The organism is Burkholderia sp. AU39826, assembly GCF_020419965.1.
In the GTDB taxonomy this organism is placed as follows: domain Bacteria; phylum Pseudomonadota; class Gammaproteobacteria; order Burkholderiales; family Burkholderiaceae; genus Burkholderia; species Burkholderia semiarida.
In genome coordinates, this window is record NZ_JAIZQG010000024.1 from 1 (window position 1) to 15,036 (window position 15,036).

Annotated in this window: 13 protein-coding genes; 3 read left to right on the forward strand and 10 right to left on the reverse strand. The window is 68.7% G+C overall.

What is annotated here, in order from left to right:
- Nucleotides 1-6 precede the first annotated feature (6 nt).
- The 8 genes from sctJ to LGM42_RS28220 all read right to left on the reverse strand — a co-directional run bounded on the left by sctJ (nt 7) and on the right by LGM42_RS28220 (nt 8,856).
- A complete protein-coding gene (gene sctJ, locus LGM42_RS28185; protein WP_319001467.1) occupies nt 7-891 on the reverse strand; it encodes a type III secretion system inner membrane ring lipoprotein SctJ in 885 nt (294 codons plus the stop codon).
- A 54-nt stretch (nt 892-945) separates the two neighbouring features.
- Nucleotides 946-1,422: a hypothetical protein gene (locus tag LGM42_RS28190; protein WP_059585108.1), complete on the reverse strand. Its 477-nt coding sequence runs from the start codon at nt 1,420-1,422 to the stop codon at nt 946-948.
- A 124-nt stretch (nt 1,423-1,546) separates the two neighbouring features.
- Complete coding sequence (locus tag LGM42_RS28195) at nt 1,547-1,759, reverse strand: hypothetical protein (RefSeq protein WP_006480857.1); 213 nt, start codon at nt 1,757-1,759, stop codon at nt 1,547-1,549.
- 140 nt (nt 1,760-1,899) lie between these two features.
- Nucleotides 1,900-3,249, reverse strand: a complete 1,350-nt coding sequence (gene sctD / locus LGM42_RS28200; RefSeq protein ID WP_059639767.1) for a type III secretion system inner membrane ring subunit SctD — start codon at nt 3,247-3,249, stop codon at nt 1,900-1,902.
- Nucleotides 3,230-5,281, reverse strand: coding sequence for a type III secretion system outer membrane ring subunit SctC (gene sctC, locus LGM42_RS28205; protein WP_060310647.1), 2,052 nt, complete (start codon nt 5,279-5,281; stop codon nt 3,230-3,232). The genes sctD and sctC overlap by 20 nt, the downstream gene beginning before the upstream one ends.
- A complete protein-coding gene (sctS, locus tag LGM42_RS28210) occupies nt 5,281-5,559 on the reverse strand; it encodes a type III secretion system export apparatus subunit SctS (protein WP_006480854.1) in 279 nt (92 codons plus the stop codon). Before sctS ends, sctC begins: the two co-directional genes overlap by 1 nt.
- Nucleotides 5,556-7,772, reverse strand: a complete 2,217-nt coding sequence (gene sctV, locus LGM42_RS28215; RefSeq protein ID WP_226233964.1) for a type III secretion system export apparatus subunit SctV — start codon at nt 7,770-7,772, stop codon at nt 5,556-5,558. Before sctV ends, sctS begins: the two co-directional genes overlap by 4 nt.
- A 250-nt stretch (nt 7,773-8,022) precedes the next feature.
- Nucleotides 8,023-8,856, reverse strand: a complete 834-nt coding sequence (locus LGM42_RS28220) for a helix-turn-helix transcriptional regulator (RefSeq protein ID WP_226233966.1) — start codon at nt 8,854-8,856, stop codon at nt 8,023-8,025.
- A gap of 283 nt (nt 8,857-9,139) precedes the next feature.
- On the opposite strand from LGM42_RS28220, the gene LGM42_RS28225 reads away from it, so the two are divergent.
- Complete coding sequence (locus tag LGM42_RS28225; RefSeq protein WP_059585107.1) at nt 9,140-10,048, forward strand: helix-turn-helix transcriptional regulator; 909 nt, start codon at nt 9,140-9,142, stop codon at nt 10,046-10,048.
- A 114-nt stretch (nt 10,049-10,162) separates the two neighbouring features.
- Here the strand turns inward: LGM42_RS28225 and LGM42_RS28230 are convergent, their stop codons facing one another.
- Nucleotides 10,163-11,809 (reverse strand): NRAMP family divalent metal transporter, encoded by a 1,647-nt coding sequence (locus tag LGM42_RS28230; RefSeq protein ID WP_226233972.1) that lies wholly within the window; start codon nt 11,807-11,809, stop codon nt 10,163-10,165.
- Between the two features lie 122 nt (nt 11,810-11,931).
- A complete protein-coding gene (locus LGM42_RS28235; protein WP_180278249.1) occupies nt 11,932-12,069 on the reverse strand; it encodes a hypothetical protein in 138 nt (45 codons plus the stop codon).
- A gap of 1,079 nt (nt 12,070-13,148) precedes the next feature.
- Here LGM42_RS28235 and LGM42_RS28240 point away from each other — a divergent pair.
- Together LGM42_RS28240 and LGM42_RS28245 are read left to right on the forward strand one after the other, a co-directional pair.
- The gene (locus LGM42_RS28240) at nt 13,149-13,415 is read left to right on the forward strand and encodes a hypothetical protein (protein ID WP_226233974.1); all 267 of its coding nucleotides are present in this window, start codon (nt 13,149-13,151) and stop codon (nt 13,413-13,415) included.
- Between the two features lie 85 nt (nt 13,416-13,500).
- The gene (locus LGM42_RS28245; RefSeq protein ID WP_226233975.1) at nt 13,501-14,988 is read left to right on the forward strand and encodes a carbohydrate porin; all 1,488 of its coding nucleotides are present in this window, start codon (nt 13,501-13,503) and stop codon (nt 14,986-14,988) included.
- The last annotated feature ends 48 nt before the right edge of the window (nt 14,989-15,036 follow it).

Sequence of the window (15,036 nt, forward strand, 5' to 3'; positions counted from 1 at the left end):
GATCGCTCATGCGCCGTCGCGCGCGCCGACCGGCGTACGCAGCCCGCCGCCCGCCTGCTGCGCGGCCGCCCCGCCGCCGTTCGCACCGCGCGGCGCGCCGAGCAGGCCCGCGAGCCGCGCGCCGAACATCCCGCGCCGGGCGGCCGACAGCGCGATCACCGCACAGGTCAGCAGGATCAGCGCGAACACGAGCCAGCCGAGCGGCGAGCGCAGCCGCAGGATGTCCGACACCGCGCCGCCGATCCCGTCCACGCGCGTCGCGCGCGCCGCGGCCGGCTGCAGGAACAGCGACACGTTGTCGTACTGCAGCCCTTCGATGCTGTGCGCGACCAGATCCTTGACCATCGGCGCCATCGCGCGCAGGTCGACGCCCGGCCGGTAGCGGATGTACACCGCCGCCGACGACGGCTTGATCTTGTCGGCGAGCGGATCGTTCTCCGGAATCACGACCTGCACGCGCGCGACCACCACGCCCTCGATGTCCTGCAGCGTGCGCGACAGGTCCTGCGACACGCCGTACAGGTAGCGCACGCGCTCCTCGGCCGGCGTCGACACGAGGCCCTGCTTCTGGAACAGCTCGCCGAGGCTCGCATAGCTCGGCTTCGGCAGCCCGTTCGCGTGCAGCACCGTGAGCGCCGCCTGCATGTCGCCGTCCGCGACGCTCACGAGCCACGCGTTGCGGTCCGACGTATCGCGCGCGTCGTTGTCCTTCGACGCGCTGATGCCCGCGTCGCCGAGCACCGCGATCATCTGGTTCGCGTCGCGCTCCGACAGGCCCGAGTACAGCTCCTTCTGGCACCCGGCCAACAGCACGAGCAGCCCCGCGAGCAGCGCGCGCGCCGCCCGGCTGCGCCACGCATGCGTGCGCGGCGTCGAATCGATCGTCGTCATCCGTTTGTCCGGTTCAGGGCGCATGAGGCCGTATCCTCCGGCCCGCACGCGCTTTCACTCCTGCGTCTTCAGCACCGTGTGCGTGAAGCCGTTCGCCGCCTGCGCAACCGACAGGCTCAACTGGTATTCCGAAATCGTGGTGGTTGCCGTCCACTGGAAATCCATCGCCTTCACCATCGTCATCAGCGGGTCGCTGCGGCTGTCCGCCATCGACGTCAGCATCTCGGTGCGATGCTTGTCGATGTTCGCGTACCGCGAATCGAGATCGTTGCCGTACGTGCGCAACCGCTCGACGAGCGACGACGGGTTCGCCTGCGCGGGCGTCATCCGCACGGCCGGCGCCGCATCCGCCGGCGCGCGCGACATCGCGACGCCCGACGAAGACGGCGCAGCGGCCGGCGACGCGCCCGGCTGCATCAGCGCATCGAACTGGCGCACCTGCGCCGGATCGGACGTCGCGCCCGTTTGCTGCGCGGCGCCCGCGAGCGCGGCTGCGCCCGGCGGCGCCGCGCCTACGCCTGTTACCGACATGATCGTGTCCTCCTTGACCGGCAGAGCCGGAAACGGGCCGGCCGGCACGCGCACACGCCACGCCGGGCGCCCGTCGTGGGCGGCTCCGGCACGCGGCGTCGCGCGGCCCGGCCGGCGACCGGCGTCACGCGCGGCCGGCGGAACTCAGGTGTTGCGCAACCTGGGCGTTCGCCGTCCCCTCCTGCGCGGTCACTGCGTTGCTGGTTTCGAACGTCGCAGTCGATTGCTGAACCTGGAAATTGATCTTCGTCAGTTCGAGCTGCGTCTTGGTCAGGTCGTCGGCCTGCTTCTGCACGTCGCCCGTGTTCGTCACACCACCTGCTGCCGAGGTACCCATGCTTCGCTCCTTTACGTGAACCACACTCCACATTCCGGCGGCGGCCCCATGCCCCGCCGGCGACGTGACGCGCCGCATGCATGCGGCGTGTCGCGTGATGCGCGCATCGCAAAACGCGCTGCGCCTGATTCGTCGCGACGCTAATGCGCCGCCTCCTTCGCCGATACCCCGACACCGGCCGCCGGCTCGCCCGGCAGCAGCGTCGGCCCTGGCACCGGCCGCGCGACGCCGGCCGCCGCGCCGCTCGCGAGCGGCGCCACGGGCGGCGCGCTCGCCTGCTCGGGCGCGCTCGCCGGCGCGCCGCCGAGCGGCATCGTGATGCGCTGGCCGTTGCGTGCGAACACCACTTCGTCCGGGCCGATCGACACGACCGTCGCGCCTTCCTTCATCCGCGCACCTTCGAAATAGCGGCTGCCGTCGACCGTCTCGATGTAGCGCTGGTCGCCGTCGCCGGCGAACACGGTCGTGATCTCCGGAATGCCCGCCGTGCCGCCGAGCGTCGTCGCCGTGCGCGGCGCGGCCGCGTCGGCATCGCGCACGTGATCGACCACCTCGAGCGCCGGGCGCGCATCCTTCATGTAGTTGCGGATGCGCGGCTCGATCTGCGCGCGCGCGGCCGCCCCCGTCAGCTCGATCCGGCCGCGGCCGAGATACGTGACCGTCAGCGCCGTGTCGCTGAAATAGGTCTGCGCGGTCGCGACCAGATCGCTGACCACGTAGATGTTGCCGAGCGCCGCGTTGTCGACGCCCGCGACGATCTGCGCGACGCGCTCGCGCGCGGCCGGGTCGCTCACGTAGCCCGACACGATCACGCCGTCGTCGCGCGGCGCGACCGCCAGCTCCGGATACGCGTGCAGCAGTTGCTGCAGCCGGTGCGTGCGCGCGAGCACCGATTCGTGCTGCCACGGCAGCCGCCCCGACCACGCGACGAAGCCGTAGCCGAGCGCGCCGAGCAGCACGCCGACCCACAGCGCGACCAGCGCGATCACGAGCCGCCGGCTGCCCAGCCGCCGCAGCCCGCCCGTGAGCCAGCCGAGCCACGCGGCCTCGCGCGCGGCGTCCGGCGCGTCCGTTTCGTCGGGCACCGCGACGCTCGCCTGCGCATGCCGTGCGATGCCGAGCCGGATCGAGCCGACGGTCACGACGTCGTTCGGCGTCAGCGAGCGGCGGCCGGCGCCGAGCGGCTCGTCGTTGAACAGCACCGGCGCGCCAGTGTCGCCGCCGTGGTTCTGCACGGTCACCGCGAGCGCGCCGACCTGCAGGCACACCTGCTTCGCGCCGATCTCGCGATCGGGCAGGATCACTTCGCAGTCGGCCGCCGTGCCGACCCAGTTCGCGCCGCGCGCGAGCGACATCGTGCGGCCGTACATCGGCCCGCTCAGGAAGCACAGGTTCCACGGCGACGCGAGCGCGGCCGAACCAGCCCCCGCGCCTGCCGCGCCGCCGGGCAATGCGCCGTCGCCGTGCGGATCAATGATGCTCGTCGACATGCGTGACCACTCCTGCGGTCGTCGCCGCCGGCTGCGACGCCGCGCCCACGGGCGGCGGCAACGCGGGCGGACCAAACTTCGTGCCGGGCAGCGGCTTCGGCGTCAGCGGCACCGTGACGTCGTTGTCCGGCGGCCGATACATCGACATCCCCTCCGGGTTCGCCGGACCGTCGACGCCCGGGTTCACGGGCGAGCCGTCCGGCGCATACATCGACGCGTTCGTCACGACGCGCGGCGTCAGCAGATAGAAGCGCTCCATGTGGTTGCCCGACTTGTCGGTGTACTTGAACAGGTTGCCGATCAGCGGGATGTCGGACAGCCAGGGCACGCCGCTCTTGTTCAGCCGCACCTCGTCGTCGTTGAAGCCGGCGATCAGGAGGCTCTTGCCTTCGTCGATCATCGTCTTGGTGACGATGTTGCGCTGCTGGATCACCGGCACGTTCGACACGGCCTGCCCCGGCACGATGTTGCCGTCCTGGATGTCGATCGACATCATCACGCTCTGTGGGCTGCGAACGGCTACCGCGGACACGGCCGCGGCGTTGCGGATCGCCTCGTCGACGATCATCGGCGTCACCTTGATGCTGGTGCCGGTCGTCACGCTGTACAGCGACGAATCCTGGTAGCCGGGCACCTGCACGTAGAACTGCGTGAGGTTCTCGAGGATCGCCTCGGTGTTGTCGAGCGCGAGCACCTTCGGCTTCGATCGCAGTTGGGCCTGACCCTTCTGCGCGAGCGCGTTCACGCGCGTGAGCAGGTAGTTGCGCAGCGACCCGCCGATCGACGCGGTCAGCGCGATGCCGGTCGGCATGAAGGCGCCCGTCTGCCCGGTTTCCGACGTGCCGATGCCGAACGTCAGCGGCGGGTTGCCGACGCCGTTGTACTGCGTGTTGCCGTTCAGCGGGTTCTGGCCGTTGCCGATCTGCACGTCGCCGTGCGTCGTGTGCAGGCGCCAGTCGATCCCGAGGCTGTCGAGCGAATCCTCGTTGATGTCGATGATCGTCACGTTGATCTCGACGATGCGCGGCCGCTCGTCGAGCTGGCCGATCAGCGACTGGTAGCGATACATGTTCTCCGGCAGGTCGCGCACGATCACCGCGTTGATCGCCGGATCGGCGACGATCTGCGGCAGCGTGTCGCCGCCGCCGGTCGAGAACGGCGAGAAGCCGCCGCCCATGCTGCCGTCCGTACCGCCATAACCGCCCTGTCGCGGGCCGCCGGAGATGTCGGGGAAGTCGAGCCGCGGCACCGCGATCGTCAGCCCCGAGCCGAGCTTCACCTGTCGCGCGGCCTGGCCGAGCGGCGTGCTCGCCGGCGCCGCGGCCGTGTCGCCGGTCTTGCCGAACAGCCGGCGCAGGATCGTCGCGACACCCGGCACCGTCACTTCCTTGCCCGAGCGGTTGATCGTGAAGTCCGACGCCCAGCCGTATTTCAGCCGGAACGCGCGGATATCCGCATGCGCGCCGTTCGCCGACGGATCGCCGACCGAGCCGATCGCCTGCCGCACGAGTTCGACATAGCGGCGCGGGCCGGCCACGTACACGCTGTTCGAGCGGTCGTTGATCACCAGCGTGTAGCGCTTGTCCGGAATCTGCATCGCCTGCAGCGCACGGCCGATTTCGCCGGATGCGTTCGGCGGGATCGGGATCATCTGCGTCTGCGACTGGTCGGCCGGATCGACGTACAGGAACGAGCCGTCGTAGTACCACGTGAGCCCGTAGGTCGAGCAGATCGTGTCGAGCGTCTGCTGCGGCGTGCCGGAAAAGCGGCCGCTGATCACGCCGTCGACCTTCGGGTCGACCACCGCCGTCACGCCCTGCGACGACGCGAGCTCGCGGATGAAGTCGCCGATCTTCTTGCCGTTCGCGACGATCGTGAACGGCTTGTTGCGCCAGCGCAGGTCCGCGGCGCGCGCATGCTGCGCGGGCGCCATGCACAGCGACGCCGTGAGCAGCGCGGTCGCGCACACGGCAAGCGCGGCCCGTTGCAGGCTGCGCGGTTGAAACCGGATCGAGGCGACGCGTCGACGCATCAAAGGACTCCTGTTGAAGAAACGAACATGCGTTCCAGCGCCTGCTGCGCGAAGCGCAGCACTTCGCCGCCGAGCCAGCCCGACAGCAGCACGAGCGCGACCATCACGGCGATCAGCCGCACCGCGATGCCGATATTGGCGTCCTGCACCTGCGTGACGGCCTGCAGGATCGCGACGACGAGGCCCGTGACGGTCGCGATCAGCACGATCGGCAGCGACAGCAGCAGCACGAGCATCAGCGCCTGGCGCGTCAGGTCGAGGATCGTCGAGCTCGTCATTGCACGGCTCCCGGCGCGCGCACGTCGGCGCCCGCGCCGACCGTACCGTCGTCCGGCGGGTTCTTCACCCAGCCGACCGTATGCAACTGCACGTCCTCCTCGACTTCCTGGTACGACAGCACCGCGAGGTCGGGCAGCACCGGCTGCAGGATCGTCTTCACGTAGCGGCGCGCGCCGAGCGCGACCATCACCGCGAGCCGCGCGGCGCCCGGCGCGTTGCCGTGGCCACTGTGGCCGCCGGGGCCGGCCGCCTGCGCAGCCTGCACGATCGCGCGCACCTGTTCGCCGATGTCCTGCTTGACCGCGCTCGACAGCGCGAGGAAATTGCCCTGTTTCGTGCGCATCACCGCGCGCTCGATCCGCTCCTGCAGGTTCTGCTCGAACAGCACGACCCGCAGCTGGCGCGCCGTGCCCGCGTGGCGATCGGTGATCATCCGGCGCAGGTCGACGCGCACGAGTTCGACCAGCGCGATCACGTCGTCGGGCTCGTTCGGCGCCCACGTGATCAGGCTCTCGAAGATCACGCGCAAGTTGCGGATCGGCACCTGTTCGGCGAGCAGCCGGCGCAGCACCTCGGTCACGCGCTGCAACGGCACGAGCCGCGTCAGTTCGCCGACGAGCTCCGGGTGATCGCGACGCACCAGATGCACGAGCGCCTGCGTCTCCTGGATGCCGAGCAATTCGTCCGCATGCTGGCGCACGATCTGCTCGACGTGCGCGGCCAGCGCGCTTTCGCTCGACAGCCACTTGCCGTCCGGCGCCGCACCGTCGGGCTTGATCCACAGCGCGGTCGCGAACGGGCCGAACGCCTCGGCCGGCTGGCGCTCCGCGCGCTCCGGCAGCGGCGCGACGCCGTCCCACAGCAGCCAGCCCGGCTTCAGCGCGCCGTGCGCGGCGAGCACGTCCTGCAGGTAGATCCGGTACGTGCCGGCCGGCGCACCCTCGTCGTCGTTCAGCGTGATGCGCGGAAACACCGTGCCGATGTCCGCGTCGACGCGCGCCTTCGCGCTCGACAGCGCCGCCTGCAATTGCGCGAGGTTCAGGCCCGTGCGCAGGTCGTCGGACAGCGATACCGCGATCAGCGACGTGACGCCGGCCGCGTGCGACACCTTCGCCGGCTGGCCGTCGTCGGCCGCGCCGACGCGCCCCGCGACATGAATCAGGTTGAAGCTCGGCGCGGACGTCTTGCGCTTCAACTGCGAGAACGCGAAGGCGCCGAGGCCGAGCGCGATCAGCGCGAACGACCATTTCGGAAAGCCGGGCACGACCAGAAAGCCGCTCAGCACGAACGCCGCGATCAGCAGCGCGCGCGGGTGCGCGCCCAGTTGCTCGCCGAGCTGTTCGCCGAGCTGGCGCTGTCGCGCATCGCGCGTCGCGACGCGCGTCGTCACGATGCCGGCCGCGATCGATACCAGCAGCGACGGAATCTGCGACGCCATCCCGTCGCCGACCGTCAGGATCGCGTAACGCTGCAGCGCCTCGCCGATGTCCATCCCGTGCATCAGCGTGCCGACCGCGATCCCCGCGACGATGTTGATGAACGCGATCACGAGGCCCGCGATCGCGTCGCCCTTCACGAACTTCATCGCGCCGTCCATCGCGCCGTGCATCTGCGATTCCTGCTCGAGCTTCTCGCGGCGCTCGCGCGCCTCGTCGGCGCTGATGATGCCCGCGCGCAGGTCCGCGTCGATGCTCATCTGCTTGCCCGGCATCGCATCGAGCGAGAAGCGCGCGCCGACTTCGGCCACCCGCTCCGACCCTTTCGCGATCACGATGAACTGCACGACCGCGATCACGAGGAACACGACGCCGCCCACCACCACGTTGTTGCCGACCACCAGCCGTCCGAACGCGTCGATCACGTGACCGGCGTTCGCATGCAGCAGGATCAGCTTGCACGACGCGATGTTCAGCGCGAGCCGGAACAGCGTCGTAAACAGCAGCAGCGCGGGAAACGACGAGAAGCTGACCGCCGACGGCACATAGGTCGACACCGTCAGCAGCACGACGCTCGCCGCGAGATTCAGCGAGATCATCCCGTCTAGCGCGGCCTGCGGCAGCGGCAGGATGAACAGCGCGACGACCGCGACGATGAAGGTCGCGAGAAACAGGTCGGCGCGCGGCGAGGCGCCTCCGAGGCGCCGTCCGGACACGCCGCGGCCGGCGGAAAACAACCGCTGCCAGTCGCGGGGGAGCGCCTTCGGTTCAGCCATCGTGCCGTTGTCCTGTCGTTATCGCCGGCTGGCACGGGCAACCCTTCCCCGTGCTGCGCGGACCGTTGAATGGGACGAGTGTAGCGACGGGAAACCGCGGAAAAAGAAGCGCGCCTCGTAGCGTGAAAGCGCGTTTTCCTCAGACGATCGAATCGGACTACGAAACCCGGCGGCCCGCTCGGGCACGCGCCGCCGGAACCGCTTCCATCGCGCGCCGCGGGCGCCGGCGCGCGTGTCCGGCAGGCTTACGTCAGGACGGCAGCCGCCGCGCGGCGAGGTACGCGAGCTGCGCGCGGTTCTGCACGTTGAAGAGCTTTTCCAGCGAGCGGATGTGGTGCCCAACCTTGTGCAGCGACGTGCGCAGCGCGCTCGCGATCTCCTGGTCGGACAGCCCGTGCACGAGCCGGTCGAGCACCTGCTGCTGCTCGTCGGCGAGCGCGAAGCCGCGCATGCGCGCGACGCGCGCCTCGAGGAACGGCAGCGCGACGCGATGCACGGCAAGGCTGACCGACAGCGCGCCGCCGATCACGCGATCGTCGATCCATTCGGTGCCGTGCGTTTCCGACGTCAGGTTCACCGCGACGCGCAGGTCGAGGCGCGGCGCCGACAAGCTGAAGATCACGCCGCTGTTCATCGCATGCGCGCGCAGATGGCCGGCGAGCGCCAGCACCTTGCGGTCGCCGCTGCCGTGCGCGGCCGCCTCGATCTCGTCGAGCCGCCACGCGACCGGGAAGCCGCTCTGCCGCACCTGCGCGAAGCGCGGGTCGCTGTCGTACAGCATCCCTTCGATGAACGGCTGCATGAACGTCGCCGGCGCGAGGTCGCGCAGCAGATGCGCGCGCAGAATGCGCCGCCCGATCATTTCGTAGGCGCCGTAACCGAGCGTACTGAATCCGATTTGCCGCAATCGCGCATGGCATTGCGCGAAATCGAATGACGCGAGGTCGGTTTTACCGGGTGCCATTTGAATACCGGTAAAAAAGTCGCGCTCGACTGCGTGATATTCGTTCGAATAAGCGGCAGCGGCCGCTATATCGGCTTGTGAGAACCATTCGACGCGTGGTGCGCCGTCAGCATATGTCATGAGGAGCCCGCCCTTTCCCAATATGTGAAACTGCGCCCCGTCACGATCTGGTCTTTTCTTTATGATTTTCTGGTCGTCGTTATATGCGCGCGAACATGAACCTTTCGCCGACATTAGTATTACGGCATATTACCCACACACCGGCATTTTTGTACAATGCCCCCGCGTTTCGTCAGGGATGACGGTCGGCGCAGATCACAACGATGCTCGGTCGCACCGCCGCGAATGCCGTACTCGATACGGCCGCCGCCAGGCGATGCGCGTCGATTCCGAGGGATGGCTCATGTCCGATATTGCATTGCACGAAGAAGCGGTCGCCCCAACCACCTTGCCGCGCGCGTCGCGCGGATCGGACGCAGGCGCGGACGCGCTGCGCGAGCGCACCGTGCAGGTCGTCTGGTGCGACGACGTCAAGCGCGGCGACGTCGCGCAGCCGCACGCGCCGAAGCTCGGCGTGGCCGATACGCTCGCGCACGCGCAGAGCACGGCCGAGCGCAACCGGATCGTCACGAGCCTGCTGCATCTGACAGGCTTCTCGACGTTCGCGTACTTCGCACTCGAATTCACGCGCGAGCGCGTCGAAAGTCTCTACCTGCACGAGGCGTTCACGCCGGCCACCTATCGCGGCGACTACGTGCGCCACAACCATCATGACGTCGATCCGCGCACGCTCGGCGCGCGCGTGTGCAACATGCCGATCGTGTGGGATCTGCAGCAATTGCGCCGCGAGCACCGCGAGCGCGACGACGCGCCGCGCGTGAGCCCTGCCGCGCTCGACGGCTTCCTGCAGACGATGCAGGACGACGGGATGTGCAGCGGCATCATGTATTCGATGGCCGTGCCCGGCACGCGGCTGCACGCGTTCATGAGCTTCACCGCGCCGCGCCGCACGCGCGAATGGATCACGCCGGCGACGATCGAGCAGGCGCTGTCGATCGGGCTGTCGGTACACAAGTTCGCGTCGCCGCAATTGATCTCGACGTCGCGCGAGCGCGCGGTCAACGGGCTCACGCCGTTCGAGCAGGAACTGCTGCTCGGCATCGCCGAAGGCGCGTCCGACAAGGAAATCGGCCGGCGTCTCGACACCAGCGCGCACAACGTCGACTATCACCTGCGCAAGCTGCGCAAGCGCTTCGGCGTCGCGAACCGGATCCAGCTCACCTATCTGACGTCGAAGCTCGAGTTGATCTGACGACGGCGGCGCAGTGCGGTTTCGCGCCGACGAACGCGTCAACGCACATGCCGGCCTCGCGGGCCGGCATGTGCGGGTGGCGGCGCGGCGCCGCTTGCTGGCGGACGATCGCCGTTACTTCATCAGCGTCATCTGCACGACCTTCACGATCACGAGGCCGACCGCGATCACCAGATAGCCGCGCAGCACGGCCATCCAGATCCGCGTCGCGAGCGTCATGTTCTGCGGTTCGAGCGTATCGAGCGGCGGCATGCGCCACGTGTCGCGCAGCGAACGATCGATGGCCGGCTCGACGACGCGCCTGTTGCGGCGAATCAGTACCGTCGCGAGATAGCCGGCGATCGCGAGCACGGTGCCGCCCACCAGCACGTCGACGATCGCCTCGCCGCTGATGTCCGGATACATCACCGACGCGGTCAGGATGATCGACAGCAGCACCAGCACCCAGATCACCGCGCCCGTAAATATGTTGAGCTTCGTCGAGTTGACCCAGGGCCCAAGCACCTGGCGGTCGTTGCACAGCACCAGCAGGAACACCGTCGCGCTCGGCAGCAGCACGCCGGCCAGCGTCTGCACGGCTTCGGTCAGCAGGCCGAGCGGGCTGCCCGGGATCAGCACGAGCGCGGCCGCGGCCGCGACGATGCCGAAATAGACGAGATAGAAGCCCTTCGCGTCGGTCACCCCGCGGTGCAGCGAGTGGCGGATCCGGAATACGTCGCCGATCGCGTACGCGGTCGACAGCGACACGGCCGCCGCGCCGATGATGCACGCGTCGAGCAGCGCGACGGCGAACAGCGTCGCGCTCGTGCGGCCCGCATACTTCTCGAGGCCCGCGATGACGCCGCCAGCGTCGGTGAAGTTGCCGGCTTCCGGATGGCCGCCGAACAGCGCCGAGCTGAAGCCGATCATCGCGACCGCGCCGACCAGCACGAACGCGATGCCGATCCACAAGTCGGCCTTTTCATATTTCATGAAGCGCGGCGTGATGCGCTTGTCGATCACGTAGCTTTGCTGGAAGAACAACTGCCATGGCGCGACCGTCGTGCCGACGATACCGATCACGAGCAGCATCACGTCCGACAGCTTCGCGTGCGCGGGCCAGTTCGGCACGAAGAAATCGCGCGTCATCTGCGCGACGGGCGGGTGGATCGACACGAGCACCGGCACGAGCAGCAGGCTCAGCACGCACAGTCCGATCGCGAACCGCTCGAAGCGCCGGAAATCGCCGGTACTCACCGCGGCCATCGTCAGCGCCGCGGCCACGCATACGCCGGCCACCTTCGGCAATCCGAAGAAATCGAGCACGAAGGTGATGCCGATGAACTCGGTGACGATGGTCAGCGCGTTGAGCAGGAACAGGTCGATCACGCTGAACGCGCCCCAGAACTTGCCGAAGCGCTCGAAGATCAGGCGCGCATGGCCGACGCCCGTGACCGCGCCGAGGCGCAGCACCATTTCCTGGTTCACGTACAGCACGGGCACGAGCAGCAGCAACGTCCACAGCAGCGTCGTGCCGTAGTTCTGGCCGGCCTGCGTATACGTGCCGAATGCGCCGGCGTCGTTGTCGCCGACCATCACGATCAGCCCCGGGCCGATGATCGCGAGCAGCGTGCGCAGGCGCGCCCACCACGTGCCGCGCGCGCCGGTGTCGTGGTGCGAGATGGTGCCGAGCGCACCGCGGATGTCGCCCAGATGGGCTTCGTCGAGCACGGCGCCGCGCTCGACCGGGATCGGTGGAGAGACGTTGGAGGGCGTGGACATGATGTGTTCCGTACGGCTAAGGGTTATGCGATTCGATGAGCGTGTGACCTTGGAATGCGCACGGGGCGGCCCCTCGAAGGCGGCCGCGCGTGCGCATGCCGAGGCGCGCTCGGCGCTTCTTTTCAGTGGATCAATGCTTTCAGCTGGTTCAGCAGACGGGAGAACACCCGCGGACGGGCGTCGAGCGTCAGCATCGCGTCGTAGTGCTGGCGCGATTCCGTGACGTGCGGAAGGTTCGACAGCAGAAGGCCGAAGTTCATGGTCTGGCTCCGTGCGGCGACGGCAGCGTGCCGGCCGCGTGATGGGCGCGGGGCCAGTCCGGGGCCTGAACGGCGTGTCAGGCTAGTCGGCCGGATTGTCCCCGCGACCCGGGTTCAAAAGGGTCTGCGTATGCAACGGGCATAAGGGACAACTGTCACTGTCGTTCATGGCGGCTCCTGTGCGGTGTTCCGGGGAACACGGTTGACCGCCGTCCGGCCGGCGGGCCGGCATTCGCGCGCCCGGAGAACGGATGCGCGAACGCGGCCGCCTGCCTGGCGGCGGTGAAACCGGGCAACGCATGCGAGAACGCATCACGCTAACCGGCGCGAATCAGGGTGCACGTAGGGAGTGGCTGCGGAATACTGCTGCGCGCACCGTTTGCCTGGCAGACAAACGGCGGCTTCGATGAGGCGCGGACGTCGGTCGCTCAGGCGGAAATTTCGTTCGAAGATCGACTACTGCAGGCGTCCAAGGCGGCGGCCCCAAGAGTGAAGATGGCGGATTCTATGGATCGCGCGAAAGCGAAGTCAACCCCTTGAAACCCCATTTTTCGAAATAAATTCCCCGCATGATGCGACTGAAAGATTTGCCCTTGAATTGACGTTCTGAAACCTTTCAGCGTCGTCACGACGCAACGATGCGCCGATGCGCGGGAGCAACGGCCCGACCTGCGCCGCGCGCCCTCGTCACGCTCGCGGAGCGGGTACGTGGCCGCCGCGCGCCGCTGCGACACGCACACCGCGCAGCGCAACCGTCATGCGTTTTTTACTTGCGCCGCAGCAAAAGTCGCGACTACAATCCGCCCCAATTCATTACGGGAGTCCCTCCGTGGACGCATGCTCTAGTTGCAGTTCGATGCCGGTCCAGGCCGGCCAAGCCATCGCGAGATAGCAGCCAGACGCATGTCTTTCGCCGCTAGCTCGCACTCGTCGGGTTAGCGCGCCTCCATCCGGGCCGGCCATCGCCGGTTCGTCAGTCGCACGCTTCGCCATGTTCCACCCTCCGATCGCAGGCCGCGTCATGCACCCGCGCTCGATCACGTCGTCCGGCGTTCGCCGGACGGAACGGAGGCAGCGTCATGTTCTTTCAATCGTTCGCGTTCAAGTTCAAGCGCGTCGTGCACGTCGCGTGCGACCGCTCGTTTTCCGGCCGCTCGCCGCTCGCCCGTGCATTCGGCCGCTGGCGTGGCCTGGCCCTCGCCCACGTCCCCGCGGCGCCCCGCCCGCTCGATTGCGTGCTGATCGCCGCGACGGCGGCCGCGGTCGCGCTCGTCGCGCTACTGTGCTCGGCCGCGTCACACGTCGGCTTCGCGCAGGTGTGGCGCGTCGGCGGCTGGCTGCCGTAAGTCCTTCCCCATGCGGGCCGTCTCGCCATGCGGCCCGCATCACGTTCCCGTTTCTTCAGCCAACCTGATCAATCTGCCAACCCAAATGAAGAACCCGCTCGCTCCCGTCCCGCGCAAGCTTCGCCTCGACGCGCTCGCCGCGCTGTTGCTGTCGCTCGCCACCGCATCCGCATTCGCGCAAGCCTCGGCGCCCGCCGCCGAACCGGCGGCCGGCACGAACGATGCCGCCGCCCCCGCGCAACCACAGGCCGCCGATGCCGCCGCGCCCGCGCCCACCGGCTTGTGGGAGCGTTCGAACCTCCTAGGCAACATGGGCGGCCTGCGCGACGTGCTCGACGAACACGGCGTCACGCTGAGCCTGCAGGAAACCAGCGAATACCTGTACAACGCGTCCGGGGGCACGGGCCGCGGCGGCGCGTACCAGGGGCTCACGCAATTCGGTTTCAACGTCGATACCGGCAAGGCGATCGGCCTGCCGGGCGGCACGTTCAACGTGTCGGGGCTGCAGATCCACGGCACCAACCTGTCGCAGCGCTACCTGCAAACCTTGCAGACCGCGACCGGCATCGAGGCCAATTCGACCACGCGCCTGTGGGAGCTCTGGTATCAGCAGTCGCTGCTCGACGGCAAGGTCGACGTGAAAGTCGGCCAGCAGAGCGTCGACCAGGAATTCATGGTGAGCGAGAACGCGGCGACGTTCATGAACGCGACGTTCGGCTGGCCCGTGCTGCCGTCCACCGACCTGCCGTCCGGCGGCCCCGCGTATCCGCTGTCGTCGCTCGGCGTGCGGCTGCGCGTGAAGCCGGCCGACGCGTGGACCGCGATAGTCGGCGTGTTCGACGGCAACCCGGCCGGCCGCACCGACGGCGACGCGCAGGTGCTGAACGCGCACGGCACCAACTTCAATCTGCGCAGCGGCGCATTCGTGATCGGCGAAGTGCAGTACGCGCTGAACGCGCCGCCCGCCGACCCGAAGGCGCCGCAGCCGGCCGGCCTGCCCGGCACGTACAAGCTCGGCGTCTGGTATCACTCGCAGCACGCGAACGATCCGCGCTACGGCACCGACGGGCTGTCGCTCGCCGATCCGGCGAGCAACGGCACGCCCGCCACGCATCGCGGCAACTACGGCTTCTATGCGGTCGCGGATCAAATGGTGTGGCGGCCGTCGGCCGACAGCCCGCGCTCGGTCGGCGTGTTCGCGCGCGTGATGGGCTCGCCCGGCGACCGCAATGTCGTCGATTTCGCGGCCAATGCCGGCGTGACGCTGAAGGCGCCGTTCGCCGGACGCGACAACGACGTCGCCGGCATCGCGATCGGCTACGCGAAGATCGGCTCGCATGCGCGCGGCCTCGACGGCGATACCGGCGTGTACACGACGCCCGGCTATCCGGTGCGCCGCGCGGAAACCGTGATCGAGGCGACCTACCAGTATCAGGTCGCGCCGTGGTGGCAAGTGCAGGCCGACCTGCAGCACTTCTTCCGTCCGGGCGGCGGCATCCCGAACCCGAACACGGTCGGCGCGCGCATCGGCGACGAAACCGTGGTCGGCGTGCGCACGACGATCACGTTCTGATGCGAGCCGCATGAAGACCCGGGCCGGCCGGCCGCTTGCGCGACGGTC